The organism is Roseibium sp. JB4-4, from assembly GCF_055693425.1.
Window position 1 is genome coordinate 5,279,907 of record NZ_CM146333.1, and the last position, 22,404, is coordinate 5,302,310.

Annotated in this window: 27 protein-coding genes and 1 tRNA gene; 12 read left to right on the forward strand and 16 right to left on the reverse strand. The window is 53.6% G+C overall.

Features of this window, described 5'->3' with window-relative positions; genetic code table 11:
- The first annotated feature begins 85 nt into the window (after positions 1-85).
- Positions 86-883, forward strand: a complete 798-nt coding sequence (locus tag ACZ1HV_RS24820) for a siderophore-interacting protein (protein ID WP_298822248.1) — start codon at positions 86-88, stop codon at positions 881-883.
- Positions 884-911: 28 nt separating this feature from the next.
- On the opposite strand, the gene ACZ1HV_RS24825 is transcribed toward ACZ1HV_RS24820, so the two are convergent.
- From ACZ1HV_RS24825 to ACZ1HV_RS24850, 6 genes are all read right to left on the reverse strand, one after another.
- The gene (locus tag ACZ1HV_RS24825; RefSeq protein ID WP_472716630.1) at positions 912-1,535 is read right to left on the reverse strand and encodes a LysE family translocator; all 624 of its coding nucleotides are present in this window, start codon (positions 1,533-1,535) and stop codon (positions 912-914) included.
- A gap of 54 nt (positions 1,536-1,589) precedes the next feature.
- Entirely contained in the window at positions 1,590-2,174 is a 585-nt protein-coding gene (locus tag ACZ1HV_RS24830; protein ID WP_472716631.1) for an HD domain-containing protein, read from the reverse strand.
- Positions 2,175-2,924 (reverse strand): pyridoxine 5'-phosphate synthase, encoded by a 750-nt coding sequence (locus ACZ1HV_RS24835; RefSeq protein ID WP_472716632.1) that lies wholly within the window; start codon positions 2,922-2,924, stop codon positions 2,175-2,177.
- Between the two features lie 236 nt (positions 2,925-3,160).
- Positions 3,161-3,538: a hypothetical protein gene (locus tag ACZ1HV_RS24840; protein ID WP_472716633.1), complete on the reverse strand. Its 378-nt coding sequence runs from the start codon at positions 3,536-3,538 to the stop codon at positions 3,161-3,163.
- Between the two features lie 132 nt (positions 3,539-3,670).
- Positions 3,671-5,356, reverse strand: a complete 1,686-nt coding sequence (locus ACZ1HV_RS24845) for a DUF4166 domain-containing protein (RefSeq protein ID WP_472716634.1) — start codon at positions 5,354-5,356, stop codon at positions 3,671-3,673.
- Positions 5,349-5,786, reverse strand: coding sequence for a thiol-disulfide oxidoreductase DCC family protein (locus ACZ1HV_RS24850; RefSeq protein ID WP_472716635.1), 438 nt, complete (start codon positions 5,784-5,786; stop codon positions 5,349-5,351). Before ACZ1HV_RS24850 ends, ACZ1HV_RS24845 begins: the two co-directional genes overlap by 8 nt.
- A 163-nt stretch (positions 5,787-5,949) precedes the next feature.
- Here ACZ1HV_RS24850 and ACZ1HV_RS24855 point away from each other — a divergent pair, with 163 nt between their 5' ends.
- Positions 5,950-7,164: a GTP-binding protein gene (locus ACZ1HV_RS24855; protein WP_472716636.1), complete on the forward strand. Its 1,215-nt coding sequence runs from the start codon at positions 5,950-5,952 to the stop codon at positions 7,162-7,164.
- Complete coding sequence (locus ACZ1HV_RS24860) at positions 7,161-7,787, forward strand: DUF1826 domain-containing protein (protein WP_298822259.1); 627 nt, start codon at positions 7,161-7,163, stop codon at positions 7,785-7,787. The genes ACZ1HV_RS24855 and ACZ1HV_RS24860 overlap by 4 nt, the downstream gene beginning before the upstream one ends.
- A 44-nt stretch (positions 7,788-7,831) precedes the next feature.
- On the opposite strand, the gene serA is transcribed toward ACZ1HV_RS24860, so the two are convergent.
- Positions 7,832-9,076: a phosphoglycerate dehydrogenase gene (gene serA, locus ACZ1HV_RS24865; RefSeq protein WP_298822260.1), complete on the reverse strand. Its 1,245-nt coding sequence runs from the start codon at positions 9,074-9,076 to the stop codon at positions 7,832-7,834.
- A gap of 153 nt (positions 9,077-9,229) precedes the next feature.
- Positions 9,230-9,562 carry a helix-turn-helix domain-containing protein gene (locus tag ACZ1HV_RS24870; protein WP_298822269.1) on the reverse strand — a complete coding sequence of 111 codons (333 nt, stop codon included), beginning with the start codon at positions 9,560-9,562 and terminating at the stop codon, positions 9,230-9,232.
- A gap of 56 nt (positions 9,563-9,618) precedes the next feature.
- Between ACZ1HV_RS24870 and ACZ1HV_RS24875 the strand changes: the two genes are divergently transcribed.
- Together ACZ1HV_RS24875 and ACZ1HV_RS24880 are read left to right on the forward strand one after the other, a co-directional pair.
- Positions 9,619-10,035: an SRPBCC family protein gene (locus tag ACZ1HV_RS24875; RefSeq protein WP_298822261.1), complete on the forward strand. Its 417-nt coding sequence runs from the start codon at positions 9,619-9,621 to the stop codon at positions 10,033-10,035.
- 23 nt (positions 10,036-10,058) lie between these two features.
- The gene (locus ACZ1HV_RS24880; protein WP_298822264.1) at positions 10,059-10,514 is read left to right on the forward strand and encodes an SRPBCC family protein; all 456 of its coding nucleotides are present in this window, start codon (positions 10,059-10,061) and stop codon (positions 10,512-10,514) included.
- Between the two features lie 27 nt (positions 10,515-10,541).
- On the opposite strand, the gene ACZ1HV_RS24885 is transcribed toward ACZ1HV_RS24880, so the two are convergent.
- The 3 genes from ACZ1HV_RS24885 to ACZ1HV_RS24895 all read right to left on the reverse strand — a co-directional run bounded on the left by ACZ1HV_RS24885 (position 10,542) and on the right by ACZ1HV_RS24895 (position 13,823).
- Positions 10,542-11,366, reverse strand: coding sequence for an arylamine N-acetyltransferase family protein (locus ACZ1HV_RS24885; RefSeq protein WP_472716637.1), 825 nt, complete (start codon positions 11,364-11,366; stop codon positions 10,542-10,544).
- Between the two features lie 82 nt (positions 11,367-11,448).
- Complete coding sequence (gene ilvN / locus ACZ1HV_RS24890) at positions 11,449-12,021, reverse strand: acetolactate synthase small subunit (protein ID WP_152500852.1); 573 nt, start codon at positions 12,019-12,021, stop codon at positions 11,449-11,451.
- Between the two features lie 26 nt (positions 12,022-12,047).
- A complete protein-coding gene (locus ACZ1HV_RS24895; protein WP_472716638.1) occupies positions 12,048-13,823 on the reverse strand; it encodes an acetolactate synthase 3 large subunit in 1,776 nt (591 codons plus the stop codon).
- Between the two features lie 646 nt (positions 13,824-14,469).
- On the opposite strand from ACZ1HV_RS24895, the gene ACZ1HV_RS24900 reads away from it, so the two are divergent.
- Positions 14,470-14,545: transfer RNA gene (locus ACZ1HV_RS24900), tRNA-Lys, on the forward strand.
- Positions 14,546-15,694: 1,149 nt separating this feature from the next.
- Here the strand turns inward: ACZ1HV_RS24900 and ACZ1HV_RS24905 are convergent.
- Positions 15,695-15,967 carry a hypothetical protein gene (locus ACZ1HV_RS24905; RefSeq protein ID WP_472716639.1) on the reverse strand — a complete coding sequence of 91 codons (273 nt, stop codon included), beginning with the start codon at positions 15,965-15,967 and terminating at the stop codon, positions 15,695-15,697.
- Positions 15,968-16,094: 127 nt separating this feature from the next.
- Between ACZ1HV_RS24905 and ACZ1HV_RS24910 the strand changes: the two genes are divergently transcribed.
- From ACZ1HV_RS24910 to ACZ1HV_RS24930, 5 genes are all read left to right on the forward strand, one after another.
- Complete coding sequence (locus ACZ1HV_RS24910) at positions 16,095-16,574, forward strand: hypothetical protein (protein WP_472716640.1); 480 nt, start codon at positions 16,095-16,097, stop codon at positions 16,572-16,574.
- On the forward strand, positions 16,564-16,929 hold the full coding sequence (locus ACZ1HV_RS24915; protein WP_472716641.1) for a hypothetical protein: 366 nt from the start codon (positions 16,564-16,566) through the stop codon (positions 16,927-16,929). Before ACZ1HV_RS24910 ends, ACZ1HV_RS24915 begins: the two co-directional genes overlap by 11 nt.
- Positions 16,930-17,963: 1,034 nt before the next feature.
- The gene (locus ACZ1HV_RS24920; protein WP_472716642.1) at positions 17,964-18,257 is read left to right on the forward strand and encodes a hypothetical protein; all 294 of its coding nucleotides are present in this window, start codon (positions 17,964-17,966) and stop codon (positions 18,255-18,257) included.
- 70 nt (positions 18,258-18,327) lie between these two features.
- Positions 18,328-18,681, forward strand: a complete 354-nt coding sequence (locus ACZ1HV_RS24925) for an SH3 domain-containing protein (protein WP_472716643.1) — start codon at positions 18,328-18,330, stop codon at positions 18,679-18,681.
- Between the two features lie 238 nt (positions 18,682-18,919).
- Positions 18,920-19,243, forward strand: coding sequence for a hypothetical protein (locus tag ACZ1HV_RS24930; protein WP_472716644.1), 324 nt, complete (start codon positions 18,920-18,922; stop codon positions 19,241-19,243).
- A gap of 464 nt (positions 19,244-19,707) precedes the next feature.
- Here ACZ1HV_RS24930 and ACZ1HV_RS24935 read toward each other — a convergent pair whose 3' ends face one another.
- Complete coding sequence (locus ACZ1HV_RS24935; RefSeq protein WP_472716645.1) at positions 19,708-19,941, reverse strand: hypothetical protein; 234 nt, start codon at positions 19,939-19,941, stop codon at positions 19,708-19,710.
- 39 nt (positions 19,942-19,980) lie between these two features.
- Positions 19,981-20,301, reverse strand: a complete 321-nt coding sequence (locus ACZ1HV_RS24940) for a hypothetical protein (RefSeq protein WP_472716646.1) — start codon at positions 20,299-20,301, stop codon at positions 19,981-19,983.
- A 236-nt stretch (positions 20,302-20,537) separates the two neighbouring features.
- On the opposite strand from ACZ1HV_RS24940, the gene ACZ1HV_RS24945 reads away from it, so the two are divergent.
- Entirely contained in the window at positions 20,538-21,263 is a 726-nt protein-coding gene (locus ACZ1HV_RS24945; RefSeq protein WP_472716647.1) for a LuxR C-terminal-related transcriptional regulator, read from the forward strand.
- A gap of 34 nt (positions 21,264-21,297) precedes the next feature.
- On the opposite strand, the gene ACZ1HV_RS24950 is transcribed toward ACZ1HV_RS24945, so the two are convergent.
- On the reverse strand, positions 21,298-22,089 hold the full coding sequence (locus ACZ1HV_RS24950) for a YeeE/YedE family protein (RefSeq protein ID WP_472716648.1): 792 nt from the start codon (positions 22,087-22,089) through the stop codon (positions 21,298-21,300).
- Positions 22,090-22,100: 11 nt separating this feature from the next.
- Positions 22,101-22,385: a hypothetical protein gene (locus tag ACZ1HV_RS24955; RefSeq protein ID WP_472716649.1), complete on the reverse strand. Its 285-nt coding sequence runs from the start codon at positions 22,383-22,385 to the stop codon at positions 22,101-22,103.
- Between the last annotated feature and the right edge of the window lie 19 nt (positions 22,386-22,404).

A 22,404-nucleotide genomic window follows, 5' to 3' on the forward strand; every position in this document is an offset into this window, starting at 1 on the left:
GAAGAAACTGCGATAGAAGCATCTTTAATTGGAAGTGGTTCAGTGCTATTTCTTGAGTATGAAACTCAACTTAAAAAGAGCAGTCATGGCACTTCGACCAAAACGCCGTCCAAGGTTTCTGACGGTCAAATCCGCATACTATCTGAGCCCCAACCTTATCAGGGTAACCTTTCAGGGACCCGAGCTGTCCGATTTTCCGACAGGGCACGAAGGGGCAAACTGCAAACTGGTCCTGCCGCGTGAAAATGAAAGCCGCGCGTCATTCGAGAAACACATTGGGGCTGAAAAAGCGGGCAAGAAGCTTCATCCGGTGCGGACTTATACCGTGCGCGCCTTCCGCGGTGACGAGCAGGAGTTGGACATCGACTTCGTTGCCCATGGCGACGAGGGACCTGCAACCAAATGGGCGCAGCAAGCCAGGGAGGGTTCCTTCCTGGGTTTCTTTGGACCAAGCCAGCCCAAGATCACATCGTTTTATGCAGACTGGTATCTTATTGCGGCAGACCTTTCGGCAATGCCTGTCGCAGAGGCAACGCTGGAAATGCTTCCCGCTGATGCCAGGGGTGTCGCACTTTTTGAAGTTCCCTCAAAAGACGACATCCGGGACGTGAGACTTCCTGCGGGAATTGAAGTTCACTGGCTGATTCAGGATGACGTTCACAGGCCCTCGACCGCGCAGATTGATTTTGTCAGGACGATGCACTGGCCTGAAGGAACTGTTCAAACTTGCATTGCGGGGGAAAGCTCTGTCATTCGGACCTTGAGAGATCACCTTCACAATGAACGCGGGCTGCCAAAGTCTGACACCTATATATCCGGCTACTGGAAGATCGGCCTGATTGAAGAGGAGCATCAGAAAATGAAAAGGGTGGAAGCAGCCTAACGCATCTACCTGCTGCCTGATATCGGTATCAGCGGCTTGCTGAAGCCAGTGCCGCACCGAAACCGACAAACAGGCCGCCGGTCACTCTGCGCACCCAACGAATGCGATTGGCCGAGGTCAGAAAGCGTCTCATGTGATTGCCGGCAAAGGCAATGACCGCGTGGTTGGCGAAGCACAGCAAGGCATATGTAAAGGACAGGATTGTTGTCTCCAACAGACTGAAGCCTTCTGCTTGCATAAATTGCGGAAACAGCGCGGTGATGACGAGGATGGCCTTCGGATTGGTCACAGACACCAGCAATGCTTCAAGGAAGAGTTTTAACGGCTTCTTGCGTTTGGCCGGCACAGTGTCGTGTATCTGGAAACTTGATTTGTCCCACAAGATCTTCAGGCCGAGATAGATCAGGTAAGCAGCGCCAACGAATTTCAAAACCGTGAAGGCGAGGGCCGACGTGGCCATCAGAGCGCCGAACCCCAAGGCAACCGCATAGCCGATGACAACCAGGCCGACGGCGTTTCCCGCTGCGGACGCGAGAGTGGCGTTGCGGCCAAAGCGCAGCGTGTTGGAAATTGCCAGCATGACACCTGGGCCGGGACTTATGGCAGGTAAGAGAGAAACGGCAACAAACACGAGCCATAAATCAATTGTCATCAGTCAATTTCCTCGAAAGGGCAGGACCGCTATCTGCGGCGGGTGAGGAGAAAATCAGGGTAGGAGGCGGCCGGTCTGAACCGCATCGGCCAGTAGGCTTTGGGCATATTCCCAAAGTCCGGGGAAAGGGGCAAGCCGGGGCTCTTTGGTTTTTCGCAAGACAGCAGCAGAAATGGGTTCGTGGGTGGGGTCATCAAGACCGGACGCAAACACAAGAACCATTGGATGAAGTGCATCCATGGCATTGGCGAATTTCGCTTCCCGCGTCTCGTTGGCTTCGAATTCGAGCCAAAGATTTCTGAACTCTTCGGCTTGACTATCAGGCAGCAGGGCAAACAACCTTTCGGACGCGCTCTGCTCCCAGATCTTGACCGCATCCACATTGTCTTCCGTGACCCAATGATCTCCGGCGTCGATCTCAACGATGTCATGCACCGTCAGCAGTTTGACAACATGGTCCAGGTTCGTGCCTTCGCTGGCGTGCTCCGTAAACGTCAGTGTCTGAAGTATGACGTGCCAGCAGTGCTCTGCCGTCGTTTCCCGCCGGCTTCCGGAGGAGAGCTGATTTAGACGTACAATTTCCTTGAGTTTGTCTGCCTCCAACAGGAACGCGACCTGTCGCGCCAGCGTATCGGGCATTCAAAGTTCTCCCATCGATTTGCGGAACCGGCGAACGCTTTCTGCAAAACCAAAAATGAGGGCATCAGCCGTGAAGCCATGGCCGATCGACATTTCGCGAATGAAGGGGGTGCGATCGATCAAAGCCGGGATATTTTCAACGGTCAGATCGTGTCCCGCGTTCACACCAAGCCCGCAGCCTTGTGCTGCCTCCGCCGTGGCTGCAATCTTTTCAAGCTCCTTGAGCGCGCGCACGGGGTCGTCATAGCAAGCGCCATAAGGACCCGTATAGATTTCAATCCGCTCTGCACCAAGGCGTGCGGCCTGTTCAGGAGCAGCTGGATCAGGATCGCAGAAGAGTGAAACGGTGACCGCCCATTCTCGTGCGGCAGCTATTGCTGTCTTGAGAGCTCTGGTGTCGTTTGTAAAATCCCAGCCGTGATCGGAAGTCGATTGGTTCGGATCGTCAGGAACGAACAACACCTGTTCAGGCCGGGCTTCTTCTACCAGCTGCATGAAATCCGCAGAAGGATATCCTTCCAGGCAAAGCTCCTTGTTCGGGAAACGGTCTTCGATCAGTTCCGCCAGATCGAAGACATCTGTTTTCCGGATATGCCGTTCATCCGGCCGGGGATGAACCGTTACGCCTTTTGCCCCGGCTTCCATGGCAATCGCGGCAAGTTCAGTAACGCTGGGCCATGGCAGATCCCTGCGATTGCGCAACATTGCGACGGCATTGACGTTGACTGAGAGGCGCGACACTGAAGACATGGTTCGTATTCCGGATAACGCGGCTGCGATCTTACTTGAAGAGATTGGGTTATCATCGCAACATTGTTTCAAAAGCTATTGATGTCAAACAGGAAATTGTCTCTAAGGACAATGTTTCAAGACGCTTCAAACAACTGATTATTTAATAAATACAGACCTCGTGACCGGATCATTCGACCGCAATTTCCGCAGATGCAGGTGGATGGCGAAAAGACACAGCGCCCAGACCGAAAAGGTCAACGGAAAGCGGAAAGTCCAGAGCGGCATATAGGCACCGATAAGCGTACCAGGCCCGGGAAAGAGGCACGTACCTGCAAGGCCTCCTGCCAGAGAGGGGAGAGCACGGCGGCAAGAACAGACAAGTACCATCCGTTTCGCCCCGGCCGCCCATACCAGCCGGAAAACACGAATCCGGCCCCCAATCCGCCGATGCCACCCAAAACTGCAGCCAGAAACGGGTCGATAAGCATCGTTCCCTGAGGTTCTTCCTGTTTGAGCATCCAGGCAACGCAATAGGCAACAATGAGGCCGGCGATTGCACACTCTAAAGTGCCTATCCAGCGCCGATTGTCGTTGCGGAACCAGAGCCAGGGTTGGAACGTGTCTTCGGTCATTTTCTTGCTCCCGGTTACAGACTGCAAGTCTGTCTACCCGGTGCTCTTTGAAACCGTTGGGAGAAAATCGGCAGTTTTTCTGCAATTGATCGCGGTTGACGAAAATGGATGCCAACAATTGACGCTGGAGGGTCAGGGTTGTTTTGCATTGGCCGGAGACAGCCAACCTTGATAGTGCACGAGGTCTCCAAACCATGGCAGCGAGATCTTCACGTCAAACCGGAAGCGTCCGTCCAGTTCAAATTCGCTGGCTTCACTGACGGGAAGGAGCCACAAGGGCAGCGGGACGCCAAACACCTTACCGCGTGAGACCGGATAGCAAAGCCTTGTTCCAGTTCGCGTCAGATCGATCTCAAATCGCATTGGTCCGAAGCGCTCATAAACATGGCCTTGTCCCAACCGGTCTCTAGGCGACAACACGGACTTGAAGATCTTTCCACCAAAGTTGCGTTGCCAGACTTCTTTGCCACCACGTCGTTCAATCGTTACTTCAACAGGTGTTCGTTCGCGTGCAGGGGGAAATCCAATGATGTTGCAAAGAATGTTGCCCAAGAAGGAACGGCCACGAGACACCTTGGCTTCACCAGTCCACCTATGCCGGTCAAATACGGTATGGAGTGCCTTAACTGACATTGGCAAAGAATTGAACTGATTGCCCAATGCCTCTTGGAACACGGTTGGTTTTGGGTCGGCAGCCTCAAAACAGGATACCTGAAGACCTGCTATGGCAGGTTCAATCTCCTTAAGTTCAATTTCGCCCAGGCAGGCACGCGCGCCCGGCGATACCTGACCATTCATCAGGCGCATACATAGAATTTCTGCAGCAAGTGCGGGCACTTGAGGTCCGTCGCCATCGTTGGCAATCAATGTCCAGCTTTTGCTCATTGGAGCGCCTTGAGGATTGAGACCGGACAGTTTGACCTCCATGCCGCCGCGATCGGACCCGAATGGTTTCAAAAAGTTCGCAGCAAGCTGGAGAAACCGGGCCATTGGAACCAGGGTACGAACGAGCTTCAGGCGAACTCCCCAGGACAGAAGCCAAAGCCCAAGGTGCATGACGGAAAGCTCCAATCCGGCCCGGAACAGCACAGTCCCGGCTCCAAAATGCTTTGGAAAGAGTGCAAGGTCGGGCGCGCCAATAAACGAAGACCAGCGCGGCGGAAGACCGTCTTCACCGGCTGGACCGATTTTTCGGCGTGAGAGACCTGACCAACCGGGGAGAGTTTCGATCTGTCCTGAACGGGTGACCGCAAGCGGATGGCCTGCTTGTGCCAGGATTGCCTGGATGACCGAAAGTCCTCTTGGAGCCTTGTTGCCGGGCAGCAGTGTGGTTTCGATGAGATCGATCCGTGAAAACGCAGGTCTCAAAGCTTCAACTGCTGTTGACGACAACGCGGGTACACTTGAAACGCCGGAGAGCAGAACAAGATCTCGCTTCTTGGCACTCTCGTCGAGGCAATCTATGCCCCTCGTGAACTCGGCGTCGTCGGAAAGGTCAAGATAGTGACTGCCTGCTTTGAGAGCGGCTTCGGCAACCCGATAATCGCCTCCTTGATAGGATTGAAATGGACCCGCAGCGTCGACAATCACGAAGGGCGATAGTTTTGCGAGACTGTTTTGAAAATCGCCTGCCGAGCTGTCCAGATGCACCGGTCTGCCGCCATGGATACGACAAAAATCTTCCGCTTTTTCAATGCTCCGTCCTGCGACAATGACATCAAACAGGTTTTTGCGCAGTAGAGCCGCGGCAAGTTTGCCACCGAACACGCCATAGCCGCCGAGGACAACGATCCTTTTTGGAGAGCCGGTTTCAGTCAATCAGCCTGTCTTTCAACTCTTTTGAGGGGAGGGGGCATGAACGGCGACCAAAACGATACCGGTTTTGTGCGATCCGGTCATAAAGCCAATTCCCAACACTGGTGGGTAGGAAATCAAAAACAGCCAGCAGCTTACATGGCCATCCTATGCTGCGCATGGCTGCGGCAAATGAAGCCATCTTTGTGTATGCCGTGCCGCCGACAATGACGATATTTGTCTCCATGAGATCGGCATCAAGGCCATATTTTTCGTAAATTGAGCGGCCGGTTTCAGAATGGGCGTCAACAAATCTGAAACCCGCGTTTTTGTCGTGTCTTGCCATAAAACGCGCAAACCCTGAGCAGACCAGGCATATGCCGTCAAAAACGATCAGATTGCCTTGTGGCACAAGCCCGTGGGTGGTCTCGTCGGATTGAACGCCGGATATCATGCTGCCCCTTGAGTACAGATTATGCGCGTCATAGTGCTCCGGTTCCCCGGTGTATCCGATCTGGCACAACGCCGCAGCGTTTTTCCTTCCGAAACCTGCTTGCCTCCCACGCCATTTCAGATTATTTGTAACGTAATAACATTACATTTTGGTTGGAGAGGCCATGTCAAATAAACGCTTGCCGGTTACTGTGCTCTCGGGATTTCTCGGAGCTGGAAAAACGACACTGCTCAATCGCGTGCTCAACAATCGCGAAGGTCTCAAGGTTGCGGTCATCGTCAATGACATGTCCGAAGTGAATATCGATGCGGATCTTGTGCGCGCTGGTGGTTCTGAGCTCAGCCAGACCGAAGAGACCCTGGTTGAAATGTCAAATGGGTGTATCTGCTGCACATTGCGCGATGACCTGCTGATTGAAGTCCAGCGTTTGGCATCAGAGGACAAATTTGACTATCTTCTGATTGAATCAACAGGCATTTCAGAACCCCTGCCGGTGGCGGCAACTTTCGAGTTTCGGGATGAAGCAGGGCAAAGCCTGTCCGATGTCGCCCGACTTGACACGATGGTTACAGTTGTCGATGCGGTCAATTTGTTGAATGACTTTTCAAGTCGCGACTTTCTGCGCGACAGAGGCGAGGTCCTGGGTGAAGAAGATGAACGCACACTCGTGCATCTTTTAACCGACCAGATCGAGTTTTCCGACGTTGTCGTTCTCAACAAGGTCAGCGCTGCGCGGCCGGAACAGGTTGATGCAGCCCGCAAGATCATCCGCAGCCTCAATGCCGATGCACAGATCCTTGAGACAGACTTTAGTGACATTCACCCCTCGGAAGTGCTCGATACGAAATTGTTCGACTTTCAGAAGGCACACGAACATCCCTTGTGGGCCAAGGAGCTTTATGGGTTCGCCGAACATATTCCCGAGACGGAGGAATACGGCGTCACATCCTACGTCTATTGGGCCCGTCGTCCTTTCGATCCCGCGAAAATCCATGCAGTGCTCAATAGCCCGCTTGAAGGTGTCATCCGGGCCAAAGGTCATTTCTGGGTTGCCACACGACCGGAATGGGTCGCGGAGTTCTCGCTGGCCGGTGCGCTTTCCAGCGTCAGCCCGATCGGAACCTGGTGGGCATCCGTTCCGCCGAGCCAGTGGCCCCAGGATCCGCGAGCACACGCCTACGCCAGGTCCAATTGGGTCGAGCCTTTCGGGGATCGGCGTCAGGAACTGGTTTTTATCGGCTCGGGTATCGACTGGCCGGAGATCAAATCAAGGCTGGATCAATGCCTTCTTGCCGAAAGTGCCGGTGAAGATCTGAGTGCCTTCCGGCAATTGCCGGATCCTTATCCGCGATGGCGCCGGGTGGAAGCAGCGGCATGAGTGTCTCAAAAGCGATTGGTAAAACGCCCTATCGGGTAGCGAGCGATGTCATGATCGGACGTGAGCCGGAGATCCTTGCTGATATCCATCTGCAGGGAGTGGCCGCGTCGATCTGGGCGAGGCCCTGCGATCCCGCGTTTGTGGACTGGGTCGATGGATTGCCGGTGGAATGCCTTCCGGAGTTGAGGACGGCAGTGCCGGTGCATCTGGCGGAGGCGGCTGCAATTGCAGCCTGTGAACAGGCAAAAATCCCCTCAAGCTCAGAACGCGACATGTTGACCGGTGATATTGCGGCACTCGCATTGATGCTGAGCAAAACGCTGAACGTCCGGCAGATGCGGATACGGCTGGACGTGTCAGACGAGATGATGTGCCCGAAGTTTCATATGGACAATGTTCCGGCGCGGTTGCTTTGCACTTACCGGGGGCCCGGCACCGACTATGTCCCGCAGGAAGATCTGTCTGAACCGTCACGCATCAGGAGTGTGAAACGCGGTGCGGTCGCCCTGTTTCGTGGCGGCGCATGGTCCGGTGAGGAGCGCACCGGGCTTTTGCACCGATCTCCCGCTGTCGATGAAAGCGTTGGAGCAAGACTGCTTCTCGTGATCGATCCTGTCGACTGAGAGCGACCCCGCCAATGGAGGCGGGGCCTCATCTGTTTTGCTTCTCAGACCCGGTTGAGCAACCTTGCCCTGATCGTGTTGGGCAGGCTGCGAATTTCTTCCAGGATTTCGACCGGCTGTTCGACCGGTGTGTCGACGTCCAGCACCACATAACCGATGTCCTGATGGGACTGCATGTGCTGGGAAAAGATGTTCAGGTTGTGCCGGGTAAAGAGGTCGTTCAAAGTTCTCATGGCACCGGGTGCATTGTGATGCACCTGAATGAAACGCGTCGCGTCCGAACCTCTTGAGAGCTGCACCTGAGGGAAGGAAACCGCACCAATGGTGGAGCCGACATCGGAGTATTCCACCAGTCGCTTGGAAACTTCTTCCCCGATCCGGTCCTGGGCTTCTTCCGTCGAGCCGCCAACATGGGGGGTCAGAATGACATTGTTCAGGCCGCGCAGCGGGGAAATGAACTCATCCTTGTTGGATTTCGGCTCGACCGGGAAAACGTCAATCGCAGCGCCGGCCAGATGGCCCGACTTCAGAGCGTCAGCAAGAGCATCGATATCGATCACCTGACCACGGGCGTTGTTGATCAGGAACGCGCCCTTTTTCATGGCAGCGATTTGTTCGGCCTTGAACATATTGCGTGTTCCAGGTGTATCGGGAACATGCAGGGACACAACGTCTGATTCACCAAGCAGCGCATCCAGACTATCGGTCGGTATGACGTTGCCATGCTGGAGTTTGTCGACCAGGTCAAAATAAATGACCCTGAGGCCCATGGCTTCAGCAAGGTTGGAAAGCTGTGTGCCGATATTGCCGTAGCCGACGATCCCGAGCGTCTTGCCGCGAATTTCGTGGGATCCGACCGCGCTTTTCAACCAGCGGCCCTCATGGGCTGCGGTCGATTTCGGGAAGACGCCGCGCATCAGCATGACGATCTCGGCAATCGTCAGCTCGGCGACTGATCGGGTGTTCGAAAATGGCGCGTTGAAGACCGGTATGCCACGGTTCAATGTGGCAGAAAGATCGACCTGGTTGGTGCCAACCGAAAAACAACCGACGGCGACAAGGCTCTTGGCTGCCTCGAGAACTTCTTCCGTGACCTGAGTTCGAGAGCGAATACCAAGGATCTGGACACCCTGCAGTTTCTCGATGAGGGCATCCTGCTCCAAGGCACCCGGCAGGACTTCCACATTGGTGTAGCCGTTCTTTTCAAGAACCGCGCGCGCTGTTGGCGAAATGCCTTCCAGCAGCAGCCAGCGGATCTGATTTTTCGGCCGGGAAAGACCATGAATCATGGGCGTTTTGCCTTCTCTTGTCCTGAAGTTGCCATGGGACCGAAGCAGCGTCTTCGATGGCATAAATTGCCGGTGTCGTATACGCGCTCGTTTGCGTCGCGTCTAGGTCGGCAAACGTCAATAAGAAGGATGTTCCGGACAAAATTTCCAGCTTCAGTTCAGCGGCGTTTCAAGGTCTGCGCGGAGCCTGGCCAGCAACTCGACAGCGCTTTCTGCATATTCGCCGATCCAGCGGTCATAGATGTCTCTGATCGGCAAAACATTGAGATGATTCCAGCGTTCGCGCCCCTTGCGCTGAACGATAATGAGATCGGCAGCTTCCAGAACGCGCATATGCTGCATCACCGTGCAGCGATCCAGCTCAGGGAAGGCGGAACAGAGTGTGCCTGTCGTTTGAGGACCACCCTTCAGGAGATCCAGCATCCTGCGTCTGCGCCTATCGGCCAGAGCCTTGAATATTCGGTCTGAATCATCGCTGCTTGACATGTTATAAAAATATAACATGATAACTCATGTTGCAAGACACACGAAGGCGAGTTGCCATGTCTGTTGTTCAAATCGACCTTGCAAAAAAGTGCCATGCACCTGCAGAGCGCCTTTGGAACATTCTCGTAAGCCCACGTCTCTGGTGGGGTGAGAGCGTTGTTCTGGACCTGGTTTCCGGCGGCAGGTTTTATGAGCCTTGGAAAGACGCAGCTGGTGAACACCATACCCACGGGCAGGTTCTTGAGATCCATGCGCCGAATTTCCTGTTGCTGAAATGGTGGGATGAAGACTGGTCATTTGAGACTGAAGTCAGCTTTCTGATCTCGGTTTTGAAAGCAGGGAGCCACATCAGGCTTGTTCACAGTGGGTGGCAGGCTGCGCCTGAAGCAGAGCAACGAGACCTGGTAAACGCGCACAGGCGAGGGTGGAGCTATCACCTTGAAAACCTGGTGACCTTTGCCAGCAAAAACTGAAGTGGTGAAGGGAGAATAAGACCATGTTGTCGTTCAACGTATCCGGCCGGATTTCCAAACCGGTGTCTGACGTTTTTGAGGCCGTCGTCAATCCAGGCCGTTTGTCAGGCTATTTCACCACTGGCGGCGCTGAGGGGCGCATAGAGCCGGGTGCAACTGTCTTGTGGAGCTTTGCCGAATTTCCCGGTCAATTTCCAGTCAGGGTGAGTGAAGTCATCAAAGATCGGAAAATTGTTCTTCACTGGGCGTCTGATGAACAGGCTGACGGCGAAGACCAGGGCGAAACCACGGTTACAATGGAATTCAGCGAACTTGATGATGGCAGGACACTTATAACCATCAGCGAGGAAGGCTGGGGTGAAACTGCCAAAGGCAGCAAGGCGTCCTACGGGAACTGCGAGGGTTGGACGCAAATGCTGTGTTGTCTGAAGGCCTTTGTGGAGCACGGCATAAATCTGCGCGATGGCTATTACGCGTAAGAAACCTGCCGTCCGCGAAGGAAACCGTTAGCTGGTGACAGCAGGCGGAGGCAGGGTGGCGAGACGTTTGGCAGTCGCTTCGATGTCGGCATCGTTGTACCCAAGACCGAGGTCTTCACGCATAAATCTGGAAAGGTCGCTTGAGGTTAAAATGGTGCGTGACGCCTTGACCCCGTTTGACGTAAAGCCTGCAAGGCCATTTTGAAAGCTGATCCATCCGTCATCGGTCAACCGGTAGAACTTGATGGAAGACGAAAAGGAAATCTCCGGCCATTTGGCGCAAAGGTAGTTGGCAGCCTGCACGTCAACCTGCTTGGGTGACACCCGGTCGAACCCATAAAGCGACACCCAGCCTGCGGCGGTCTTTCGCTCAAGAACTTCTTCGTTTTCAGCAGCGTCAAACCGTATACGGTAAGTCTGGTCCCGGACGGGTTGCTCCTCGCTTGTAGAGAGGTTGATCGGTTCAGCCGGTGCCTGGCCGCCAAAGCCGGCATCCAGCAGCCAGTCGGCTCCATCCATTTCAACGATATGCGCCTGATGTGAGCGAACGCCGCCTTCTTCAGCGCCCATTCGGACCCGGGCAAGCACCCGTTGACTGGGAAGGCCGAGGGCTGAAAGGGCCCTGTCCAGCAAGGCATTCAACTCGAAACAATAGCCGCCTTTGCGGTCCAGCACGAGTTTTTGCCAGAGGGTTTCGTCGTCAAGATCTGGCACCCGTCCCAGGAAAGGCAAAACGTTTTCAAATGGAATGGAAGCGATCTGGGCCGCTTGAAGCTTCCTCAAGCCTTCAAGAGTGCTCGGGTGCTCGTGAAGACCTATTCGGGCGAGATAGGTTGAAAGATCAAAAGGCATGAACACTCCAAAAAGAAGCAGGCCAGCTGCATATAGGCAGCCGGCCTTTCTACTTAAAGCTCTTGGATTTTGGTGCCAGAGGTCAGAGCCCCTCAGGACCACGCTGGACGGCAGCGACACCTGTGCGGGAGACTTCAACCAGGCCAAGCGGTTTCATGATGGCGATGAACTGCTCGATCTTGGACGTGCGTCCCGTGATCTCGAAGACGAAATGATCCGTGGTCGCGTCGATCACGGTTGCCCGGAAGGCATCGCCGAGGCGCAGTGCTTCAAGCCGCTTGTCGCCGTCACCAACAACTTTTACCAAAGCGAGTTCGCGTTCCAGGGGCTTGTCCTGGTTGGCCCGGCGGGCGCGCACCGTCAAGTCGGTCACCCGGTGTACAGGCACCAGGCGATCGAGCTGATGACGGATCTGCTCGATGATCATCGGTGTTCCCGTCGTCACGATTGTGATCCGCGAAAGATGCTTTTCGTGCTCGGTTTCCGACACGGTCAGACTGTCGATATTGTAGCCCCGGCCGGAGAAGAGGCCAATCACGCGGGCGAGCACGCCCGGCTCGTTGTCGACGAGAAGCGATAGCGTGTGGGTTTCGATCTCATTGCTGACTTCCGCTAGGAAATAGGCGGAAGGCGCATCTACATTCTGTGCGTTCATGTTTAAAAATCCTTTGCCTGGCCGCCTTAGACGAGAGACTTGCCTTCAGCACTGATTGCGTTGGCAACTGCTTCGTCGTTGGCTTCGTCCGGCAGCAGCATTTCATTGTGGGCCTTGCCCGAGGGGATCATCGGGAAGCAATTGGCGAGATTGGCGACGCGGCAGTCAAAAAGGACCGGTTTGTCGATGGCGATCATTTCCTCGATGGCACCGTCCAGGTCAGCCGGTTTTTCCACCCGGAAACCAACGCCGCCATAAGCTTCCGCCAGTTTTACGAAGTCGGGCAGGCTGTCGGTGTAGGAATGGGACAAGCGGTTGCCGTGCAGCAGCTGCTGCCACTGCCGCACCATGCCCATATACTGGTTGTTCAGGATGAACGCCTTGACCGGAAGGCCGTATTGAACAGCGGTCGACATCTCCTGAATGTTCATCAGGATCGAGGCATCACCGGCAATGTCCACACAAAGCGCATCGCGGTGGGCAACCTGAGCGCCAATGGCGGCAGGCAGGCCGTAGCCCATTGTTCCGAGCCCGCCGGACGTGAGCCAGCGGTTTGGCTCTTCGAAACCGTAAAACTGGGCCGCCCACATCTGATGCTGGCCAACTTCAGTGGAGATGAAGGTCTTGCGGTGCTTGGTCAGTTCATAAAGCCGCTGGATTGCGTGCTGCGGCATGATCACATCTGAATTGGGCTTATAGGCAAGTGAATTGCGGGCCCGCCATGCATCGATCTGCTCCCACCAGGCTTTCATTGCGCTTTCATCCGCCTTCATGGACGAAGAGCGCCAGATGCGTACCATATCTTCAAGCACATGACCGACGTCGCCAATGATCGGCAGATCGACATTGATGGTCTTGTTGATCGAAGAGGGGTCGATATCGATATGGATCTTGCGTGAATTCGGCGAAAAGGCATCGGTGCGCCCGGTGATGCGGTCGTCGAAACGTGCGCCGATGCACACCATCAGATCGCAGTCATGCATCGTCATGTTGGCTTCAAACGTACCATGCATGCCCAGCATACCGAGCCAGTTGTCTCCAGAAGCCGGATATGCGCCCAAGCCCATCAGTGTCGATGTGATCGGGAAGCCGGTCAGCGAAACCAGTTCACGCAGCAGTTGGCAGGCTTGCGTGCCGGAATTGATCACCCCGCCGCCCGTATAAAGGATCGGTTTCTTCGCAGCAGCCATCAATTCAACTGCATGGCGGATGCTGGCGGCATCCCCCTTGACCTGCGGTCGGTAGCTCTTGTGGGCGGCTGCGGGGTTTGGCGTCGGCCCCTGATACGTTCCGGTCGCGAATTGTACGTCTTTGGGGACATCGACAACAACCGGACCGGGACGGCCGGAGGTCGCGACGTAAAACGCCTCGTGCAGAACGCGGGCCAGATCTTCGACGTCGCGTACGAGCCAATTGTGCTTGGTGCAGGGACGGGTTATGCCGACTGTATCGCATTCCTGAAAGGCATCGTTGCCGATGAGGTGGGTCGGCACCTGCCCGGAAATGCAAACGAGCGGAATGCTGTCGAGCATCGCATCGGTCAGCGCGGTCACCATGTTGGTCGCACCTGGGCCGGACGTGACCAGCGCAACGCCCGGTTTGCCGGTGGAGCGGGCATATCCTTCGGCCGCGTGGCCAGCGCCCTGCTCATGGCGCACAAGAATGTGCTCAAGGCCTTCCTGCTGAACGATCTCGTCATAGATGGGAAGCACTGCACCGCCCGGGTAGCCGAAGATCGTGTCAACTCCCTGGTCTTTCAGCGCCTGTATGACCATTTCGGCGCCGGTCATTTCCCGTGTCATTCGTTCTCGTCCTCAATTCAAGCACCTGAAATAGTCAGGTTTTGGCTCGTCAGTTCTTGTTGTTTCCTCATTCGCATGCGGCGTCAAAGGTCCGGTTGGTGTCTAGGAAGAAGCGCGGTCAGGAGGCGGGTACAAAAAAAGGCCCCTTGGGGAGCCTTGGTCGCGCGCCATACTGTCCGTCCGGGATTATCCCGCCGCGGAGGCGCGCTTTCCTACCACTACTAGAATGAGCGACATCATCATGTCGTCCCGGTCCTTTGATGCTTGCGGGCGTTTGAGGCCCGGTTTTGGACAGTGTGGCACCTTTTCGTACCGCCTTGATCAATCGGCCTCTTTCAGCCTCTGGATCCATGACACAAGCCAGGCTGTCCGCCCGGTCTTGATGCGCTGCACCCTAGTGAGGCGGATTTGGCGGGTCAAGCCCCAATTTCGATTATTGCGCTAAAGATCGCAGATGTTTTTGAATGTTACGGGAAGCGTCCGGTCAGATTGCAATCTTTGCTCAAAGTTTCCTGGAGCCTGATCCCGTCATGTCTCTGTCGCCCATTCTTCAAAAAAGTGTCTCAACTTCCATTGCTTTGATGCAGCACGCCCTATATACAGCCCATCTCCTTGCGAGCCGCACTTATGTGGTGAACGCGACGATGGGTGTGTAGCTCAGTTGGTAGAGCAGCTGACTCTTAATCAGCGGGTCTGGGGTTCGAGCCCCCACTCACCCACCAAATCTTTCTTATTGAAAAGAAAAGAATTTTCACGACAAAGCGCAATTTGTGCGCCGTGAACAAAGTGGAAATATCCGATTAGTTCCGATATAAATCCGATGTCGGATCGGATGCTCTGTTCCTGTTCTGTCTGAATTGGTGCCTCGCAAAGGAGCCGGAACGGTGCAGGACGAAAGGTTTAAGGTCCGCAAGTACCAGATTGACAAGATGTCTCTGTGCACCGATTGCGATCAAGAGTGGTGGGGCTCTGACTGTGAAGCGAAGGCCAAAAAGCACGCACTTGAAACCGGCCACATCACCACGCTTCACATCACAATGGATGTAGCGCGTTTCGAAAAAGAAACAGATTCATAAGGAGCGAAGACATGTCGGGTTGGCTCATCAAAGGCTTCGACGGCCTAAACAAGATCTTTGAAAAAGAGATCCCAGGATACTCACAAGACGAGGTTTTGGTGATCCTTCAACGCCTGTACTGCCGGTCATTGTCTCATGACGAAATAGTTCGCGCGTCTTTGCGAAAGAGGAATAAAGCGCGCGTTGGTCATCTTGACCGCATTGGATCTGGCGAACCCATAACCGTGGGGGAAAATCCGATATTCCTTGCGGAAAAACTGTGACTCATAAGGAGCCGAACGCGGTGCAAAGGCGAGACAAAAACTCTTCCGGGCTAGATTCCGAGCAACGGCTATTGATCAAGATGCTGTACGGTTTCGGATTGATCGGTTTTGTCATTTTAGTCGGCGTTTCGTTCGTCTTGTACAGAACGATTGTGTGACTCATAGGGAGCCGGAACAGTGGCTAATGACCCGGATGAAGAGCATGAGGAAGCATACCGCCTGTGTTCTGGGCTCTATGGGAAATGCCTCTGTCAATCGCGTCGAGATGGTCCGTGCGACTGGATGGCCAATGAAGTCATGAACGGTACGACAGTGGCAGATGCTGAGCGCGAAATGATCGTCTGCCGAGATGTTATGAACGAAGAACCTTGGTGAAATAAAGGAGCGGCTGTACTCGCAAAAATGAAACGTGACTCATAAGGAGCCGGGCGTACCGGCTCCCAAACGAATTCGATCGCTTCTTCAATGCTGACTTAGTTTGCGCAGAAGTAAATAATACCAGTAGGTTGCTCAGTAGTTACTTTGGAGAGACTTACGCCACCTTGGTAACCGCACCACTCTGAAGTATTGGCGCATGCATTGTCAGGTTGCCCGTTGTTCCTATCCGTGAAGCAAACTGCAATGTTGCCAATCTCTCCATTTGAGGAGCAGTGTTCTTTTTCGGAACCGGCCCTTTCGAACAGGTGGAATAGCCATCACTATAACTACCGGGGTGCCCAATTCCGTGCCATTCCGGTGCCGCAATTCCAGCGGTTGAAGATAGAATCAAAAAAACGACAGCGGAAAAATGTGAAAATAACTTCATTCTGTCCTCCCATTTCCAATATTTGTATTAAAAGTAGTTCAATAGCTGTACGCAACCAAAAACTGCGTTCTGTCAGGCTGGCTTGATTTTGGTATTGAATAAACAATTAGACCCACAAGGAGCGGACATGCGGCCTGACTATTCCAGGCAATACCAACCACTAAAACCAGAATATCCGATCAACCCATGGCTGTTGGGTATTGGAGTATTCTTTGTTGCGATGATCTTGTTGAACATCTTCTTTGGTTTACCTCCTGTTTGCCGCGACGGTTGGCACTCTTCATCCATCGGGTCACGAGGGGCATGTTCCCATCATGGTGGTGTCGTTTCTCAAAATGGTTGGATTTTCTGGGCGAGTGCTGTGATAAGCGCCGCCGCAGTTTTTCTGATGGATGCCAGAGCGAAGGCCGTCGCTAGAGCCAAAGAACTTGTACGCTTGAAGCGATTTGACGACTATCCGGTGCCAGATGGTTACGATGCTAAAGAATACAGAGATCTTCTGGCTGTCGGTTTTTCTGACCTCGAAACACAGAAGATTATCGCTGCACGCCGTCCCAAGAACGCCAGTGCCAGAGAAGCTAGACCAGAAACTAAGCGTGACTCATAAGGAGCGTTTCAAAGTGGTGTCATTTAACTTTAGCTTCATTGGTTTTGAGTTTCAGCAAACCATCCAGGCGCTTAAGACCGCGTACCTAGCAGCTGAAACGAGTTTAACTAAACAAGTAGCTGATACCGAGAAAGCGCTAGAAGAATATGTTCAAGGCAACGAATTTATTGGTGAGATTGTAAATGACGTCGTCGCTTGGGAACAAAGTCAAATTCTTGAGTGCGAAATACAAAGTTTAAAACAGGCAATTATGGACCTGCGAGATCTCGTTCGTTCCAGCAATTTATCATGCTTGGGAGCGCACGCTAAAGAAGGCAGATACAGGTGGAGGTGGCTACCAAGAACGCGCACGTAACCTAGGCTGGGACGTGCATGAACGTATTGAGGAGTCCGGCTGCTTTGCAACACGATCAAGCACAACAGCGAGCAGGCAGGGAAAGACCTAGCCGATAATTGGCCTGATGTACTCAAAGTCAATGGGAAAGATTGGTACTCGCGGATATCGCTTCAAAAAACGCAAATGGAAGAGATCTTCGAGGTCGTTTTAAAATCAGGACCTAAAAACCTGCTGGTGAAGTAGCATCAATCAATACCGGCTTGATTAAATTAAATTTGGAAAAACATGCTCAAACTGAGGAGCCGATGCACGATGATAGAAGTCGTAAGTCAGGGAAAAACGGTTGATAAATGAGTAAAAAAGATTCTATCCACCGTGGCGCAATAGCCCTTTTTACACTGTGGGTCGTTTACCTCTCAGCGGGGATGTATGACAGCGCTTCAAAATTCGCATTTGGCGCTACTTTCTTTCTGATATTGGCAACTGTGTACTGGTTGATCATGTTGCTGAAAACTCGAAACCTGAGACATGAAATCGTGTCGAAGGAGCGTGACTCCTAAGGAGCCGACATGTCGGACAAGCCGGAAATACCTGCGCACGTACAGCGATACAAACAGAACTTAGAATTCTCCATGGATGCCCTAAAGCAAGCTCTTGAAGATGCGCGTGCACCCGGTGCTACATACGGCTATGTTCGCGTGGATCCCGATGGTTGTTTTGAACGAATAGATCCTAGTCGAGTTCGAGTTGAGCCTGAAACACCAAGAGGTGACGATGGCTGCCAGGATAGTGACTCATAAGGAGTGAACCAGATGCCATATGAACCGGGGATGTCAGTTCAGCACGACCAGTTAAATTCAAAGGCGATCGTTACGTTTCGCGGAGAGAGGGTCGAACTCCCGCTGCGCGAGAATACATCTGCCGAAGCAACACGTGTTGGCGAGGTATATTGCAGAAAACGTGGCTGGTCAGGATAGGAGCGGATTAAACCGAATGGCATCTTTGGTTTGATCCGTTTCAGCAAATTATACCGAACTACAATGGAGCGGGTCATGGCCAAGAAAGCTTCAAAGAAAGCATTGTTTGCTGCTTTAGCGATGGGTATTTCGTCATCTGGATTTGCAAGTGAATGGCAAGCGGTTCCAGGCTCAAGTTCTGCAGCACTTGGAGCCGGAGAAGGTATATTGATTTCTTCAAACGGCCTAAGTTGGCCAGACGGTCGACAAGCTATAGTAACTTTCTGGCGTATAAAAGATAGTTATCCAGTCATTCGCTGCATTGCATATTTTAACGCTGACATGCAGTTCACTGGCGAGACGTGTACCATTTCCCGAGATCGATATTAATTAGTGTTAAATCACTCATGAATGCGCAAATTTTTTAGTACGTAAGTGACTCATAAGGAGTCTTTGATTAATGCCAAGGTTGATTTGTTCAATTGCACCAGCAATGTTTTTGTTTGTTCTGGGAGCGACTTGGCCAGCCTATGTTCAGGCATGTGCTGACGGCCCGGACTATTATGATGTCACAGATGTTTTGGAAAACGATCATCTGAACGTGCGCTCTGGGCCGGGAACCGGTTTTGGGGTTGTTGGCGTTCTGCCACCGAACGCAACAGCTCTGGAGAATCTTGATCAAGTCCCTATTACGTGTGACGACGCCTCTAATCTCAATCAATTTGAGCGCGGCAATTACTGGACTAAGATCGCCTGGAAGAGCGGCAACGCTCTCATTGTTGGTTGGGTAAAGACCAAATTTTTGACCGAGTAATTTACGCCACTATCGACACCCGCGATGCAGGCGGCTGTTTGTGTTTCGAAGGTAGGGGACGATGGTTTCAAAGGCAAATAAAGCAAGTTTACTTGTCCTCTTGTTGCTTCTTCTGTCCTGGGTCTGGACCTCGACAGGTGGGCTGCCTGCTAGCAACGATATGAGGCAACCGGGTTTTACCTACGCGTGTGATATGATTTGGATTTATCAGTGTTTCTTTTAGGGAGCGGCTGAGAAAATGTCGAAAAAACTATTGGTCGCAAGCGTTGCCTTTCTTTCTTGCAACTTTGTTGCACACGCTGACGACGCCGCTTTCAATACGGGGAAAATCTCCGCAATTTTGGAGAACTGCCCGGCTTGGAAATTGACTGAAGACGCTGCTAACGGCCCTTGGCCCTACCTGGTTGACGAGTACGGCGAAACCGATGAATTTGCTGCTGGACGAGCAGACACCATGAAATACATCCAGAGCAGAGGCAGCGCAGAGTTAAAGCAAGACTGCGAAGAATGGTTTCAGGCAATGTATGCTAGCGGCATTAGGTACTTCGAAAGAAGACAGTAAAGAAGTCGTCAGTTGGTGGTGATCTGCAAATAAATTGTGACTCATAAGGAGCTGAACCGATGGAGATTTGGCCTGATGAGAACGATGCTTCGAAGGCTTTGCGCATCAAGTTCGTCATGGCAGTTCTTTGCGTTGTTATAATAGGCGGGATTGTCGTCAAGTGTGCGACGTAACCATTCGAGGTCGAGTTTTAGGGCATTATTGAAACGGATGCCGTGTGTCTCAGCAAAGATGATTTGCCTCGAATTGCGGATGCGGGAGGAATATTAGAGAGGCTATCGAGGGGGCAAAATCTCGAACAGGCAATTCCAAAAAGTTGTGCTGATCATGTCTCACGCAAGGGCGCAATTCGAAAACAATTCAGCCTCATAGGGAGCCACCAAACGGCTCAAGGGTGCAAGCGGCCTTGATCGTTTTTTCCGCCTTTGCGGTAAGGCAGATACGGTCGAACCTTCCTGTTCGCGTCATTTCTGTTTGGAAAAGAGAGCCAGCATTGCGGCGCAGTCTGTGTCGCTTGGGTTTTCGGACATCACGGCGGCGCGGGCGGCTTCTTTGCTGACGGTCTGACCTGAGCTCTTTCCCAATTCGATATAGAGCGAGACCAGCTTTTCGCAGGTTGGTTTGGTGTCTGTTTCGCTGGCTACTGAAACCGCGGCGGACAGTGAAAGGGTGAGTGCTGCAAGGCACAGCATCTTCATGGTCGTGTTTCCTTGAATGAAATGGAAGCTTAAAAGACGTCAGTTCGATTTCGGGCCACAGGAAAGATCACCTGTCTGATAGATCTGAACTTCACTCACGGTGTCTGCAGGCAAGCGCACAACAAAAGTGCCTCGTTCAGAATCGACCAGCATTTCGCCGGGGCCTTCGACCGAACACAATTGCCGCGCGTTGCCGGCGTCTTCTTCGCACCGTATTTTGCCGTCAGTCGCACGCACCACGATGTCTTTGTATTCCATCAGCATGATCGCCTGTTCCAGGCGTTCATAGTAAAGACTGACGTCGGAAATGATTTCGCATTCAGCTGCCTCGGCGGCGGAAGAAACCGGCGAAAGCGCCAAGGCAAAAGCCCCGAAAATGCCAGAAAATAGACCGGGTATGAGGGCTCTGCGGACTGGGGAAAACACTTTTGTGTTTAAATGAAGCTCGACTTTTGAGCGGTTCTTGACTTGTGTGATCACAGAAAATCCTTCTCTCTGCCATCGACACTAACGCGGCGTAAAAAACGCTCAAGCTATGGATTTCATTAGCTGAGCGCCTAAAACATTCTTTTAGTCCGGGAGAAGATCGTCACGAAATGAAGAAACTGGAGCAGTTTGCCGACCAAGTCTTGTCGGCCGATAGCCCACAGGCAGCTTGGGAAAAAACGATCGGATTTTTTGAAAGTTTCGGTTTCAAGGGGGCTGTTTACGGCCAGCGCAGACGAGACATCGTGCCGACTGCCGATGATATCTGGTTTTCCGATCAGTTGACCGAATGGAAGGCTGCTTACTTCAAGCAAAAGGACTATGAGCGCGACCCGCTCTTCATTTACGCGCCCAACCTGCCCAGTCAGTTCATGACCGGAATTCATTTTCTGCCGGATCATGCGTATCTGACCGAGGAAGACATTGCTGTCATTCGCCGTGCCGAGGAACATGGCCTGACGTCCGGGATTGCGCTCAGAATGTCGCGAGAGGACGACCCGGTTGTCAAAGGGTGGAATCTTGTCAGCGACTTGTCACGGCCTGACATTGAGGCGGTCAACGAACAGTTTGGCACATTGCTTCACATCTGTGCGGCGATTGCGCACCACAAGATCGGCCGCCTGGAAAACCTGTCGCAAGCCAGCCTGAGCAACCGGGAACGTGAATGCCTTCTTTTGCTGGCCAAGGGCTATAGAACTGCGCGGATTGCCGAGCATATGTCGATCCAGGCGGTCACGGTCGATCTGCATTTGCGCAACGCACGGGCAAAGCTTGGAGCGCGCACGCGCGAGCAAGCGCTGGCAACCGCGATCGTGACCGGGCGCATTCACCTTTAAGAACCGCGCAGACTGACTGTGTGTCGTTCGCCAGTCAGTCGAAACTAGCATGTGCCGGTCCTATTCTTGAGAAAACGGACAGCCGAGCGAACACATGGTCGGTGACCACAGCGGACATCCAGATGCCGATCAACGTCAGCCATGCCGTGACTGCGAAGATGGACGCCCCCGTGATGCCGGCGCCAACGGCGCAGCCTCCTGCCAGCATGCCGCCAAACCCCATCAGTGCTGCACCGGTCAGATACCGGGCCATGGAAGGACCGCTTTCAAAACCCTGCAAGAGGAGTTGTCTTGTCAAAAAGGCCGCCAGAAAAGAGCCGAGGAACACGCCGGGCACAAGGCCGGTGTTGAAGTCTATTCCTTCGAAAGGGGAGGACAGGAAACGCATCAGCATATCGGCTGAGGGGCCGGTGAAGGTAACGCCATCAACCGGGACCGGGTCGAAAGCCTGCCGTGTCATGGAGGTGGTGAACCACAGCGCCAGCGGAACCGTGAGGCCGGCTCCGATGGCGGCTGCCGTTTGCCAAATGGAGCTGCGGTTGCGCCAGGCGAATGCGAGACCGGCCAGGAACCAGAGACCGCCGAAGAGGAATATGGCGCTGTCCGTCATGCCGAGAAAATAGCTCAGATTGTTGCCACCCGTATCCACCGTTGTCCAAAGACCGGAGAGCCAGTCGCGCATTGGTTTGAGGCTGCCGTAAAGACTGGCCTGGGCGACAACGGCAAATACCAGCCCGGACAGCAGGGCACGCAGGTTTCCCGTTGCAGAAAGCACCAGAAGACGGCTTGCGCATCCGCGGGCCATGACCATGCCTGCGCCGAACATCATCCCCCCGATCAAAGCACCGGAAAGGCTTTGGGGGAGGCAAGCTGGCGGGTTTCGCCGGTATCGATTTCACCGAAACGTGCCAGAACCTGTGTGGCAATCAAGGCGCTTGAAAAGGCCAGGAGCCAGATGGGCAGACGGTCTGCGGGCCGGCGCCGTGAAAACTCCAACGCAGCGGCGCGCAGGCAGAAGCGGCTTTGCTGCGCGAGCGCACCGAACAGCACACCAACCAGAAGTCCGCCAAACAAAAGCACCGTCGGTTCTGAAAGTCTGTCAAGGATATGCGTCAGGTCCATGATCAGTCCTCTGCTGCGG

Bases quoted from the DNA above. Each gene is read 5' to 3' on its own strand.
- ACZ1HV_RS24820 (WP_298822248.1), top strand. From the start codon at position 86: ATGGCACTTCGACCAAAACGCCGTCCAAGGTTTCTGACGGTCAAATCC.
- ACZ1HV_RS24825 (WP_472716630.1), bottom strand. From the start codon at position 1,535: ATGACAATTGATTTATGGCTCGTGTTTGTTGCCGTTTCTCTCTTACCT.
- ACZ1HV_RS24830 (WP_472716631.1), bottom strand. From the start codon at position 2,174: ATGCCCGATACGCTGGCGCGACAGGTCGCGTTCCTGTTGGAGGCAGAC.
- ACZ1HV_RS24835 (WP_472716632.1), bottom strand. From the start codon at position 2,924: ATGTCTTCAGTGTCGCGCCTCTCAGTCAACGTCAATGCCGTCGCAATG.
- ACZ1HV_RS24840 (WP_472716633.1), bottom strand. From the start codon at position 3,538: ATGACCGAAGACACGTTCCAACCCTGGCTCTGGTTCCGCAACGACAAT.
- ACZ1HV_RS24850 (WP_472716635.1), bottom strand. From the start codon at position 5,786: ATGATATCCGGCGTTCAATCCGACGAGACCACCCACGGGCTTGTGCCA.
- ACZ1HV_RS24855 (WP_472716636.1), top strand. From the start codon at position 5,950: ATGTCAAATAAACGCTTGCCGGTTACTGTGCTCTCGGGATTTCTCGGA.
- ACZ1HV_RS24860 (WP_298822259.1), top strand. From the start codon at position 7,161: ATGAGTGTCTCAAAAGCGATTGGTAAAACGCCCTATCGGGTAGCGAGC.
- serA (WP_298822260.1), bottom strand. From the start codon at position 9,076: ATGATTCATGGTCTTTCCCGGCCGAAAAATCAGATCCGCTGGCTGCTG.
- ACZ1HV_RS24870 (WP_298822269.1), bottom strand. From the start codon at position 9,562: ATGTCAAGCAGCGATGATTCAGACCGAATATTCAAGGCTCTGGCCGAT.
- ACZ1HV_RS24875 (WP_298822261.1), top strand. From the start codon at position 9,619: ATGTCTGTTGTTCAAATCGACCTTGCAAAAAAGTGCCATGCACCTGCA.
- ACZ1HV_RS24880 (WP_298822264.1), top strand. From the start codon at position 10,059: ATGTTGTCGTTCAACGTATCCGGCCGGATTTCCAAACCGGTGTCTGAC.
- ACZ1HV_RS24885 (WP_472716637.1), bottom strand. From the start codon at position 11,366: ATGCCTTTTGATCTTTCAACCTATCTCGCCCGAATAGGTCTTCACGAG.
- ilvN (WP_152500852.1), bottom strand. From the start codon at position 12,021: ATGAACGCACAGAATGTAGATGCGCCTTCCGCCTATTTCCTAGCGGAA.
- ACZ1HV_RS24895 (WP_472716638.1), bottom strand. From the start codon at position 13,823: ATGACACGGGAAATGACCGGCGCCGAAATGGTCATACAGGCGCTGAAA.
- ACZ1HV_RS24905 (WP_472716639.1), bottom strand. From the start codon at position 15,967: ATGAAGTTATTTTCACATTTTTCCGCTGTCGTTTTTTTGATTCTATCT.
- ACZ1HV_RS24910 (WP_472716640.1), top strand. From the start codon at position 16,095: ATGCGGCCTGACTATTCCAGGCAATACCAACCACTAAAACCAGAATAT.
- ACZ1HV_RS24920 (WP_472716642.1), top strand. From the start codon at position 17,964: ATGGCCAAGAAAGCTTCAAAGAAAGCATTGTTTGCTGCTTTAGCGATG.
- ACZ1HV_RS24925 (WP_472716643.1), top strand. From the start codon at position 18,328: ATGCCAAGGTTGATTTGTTCAATTGCACCAGCAATGTTTTTGTTTGTT.
- ACZ1HV_RS24930 (WP_472716644.1), top strand. From the start codon at position 18,920: ATGTCGAAAAAACTATTGGTCGCAAGCGTTGCCTTTCTTTCTTGCAAC.
- ACZ1HV_RS24935 (WP_472716645.1), bottom strand. From the start codon at position 19,941: ATGAAGATGCTGTGCCTTGCAGCACTCACCCTTTCACTGTCCGCCGCG.
- ACZ1HV_RS24945 (WP_472716647.1), top strand. From the start codon at position 20,538: ATGAAGAAACTGGAGCAGTTTGCCGACCAAGTCTTGTCGGCCGATAGC.
- ACZ1HV_RS24950 (WP_472716648.1), bottom strand. From the start codon at position 22,089: ATGTTCGGCGCAGGCATGGTCATGGCCCGCGGATGCGCAAGCCGTCTT.
- ACZ1HV_RS24955 (WP_472716649.1), bottom strand. From the start codon at position 22,385: ATGGACCTGACGCATATCCTTGACAGACTTTCAGAACCGACGGTGCTT.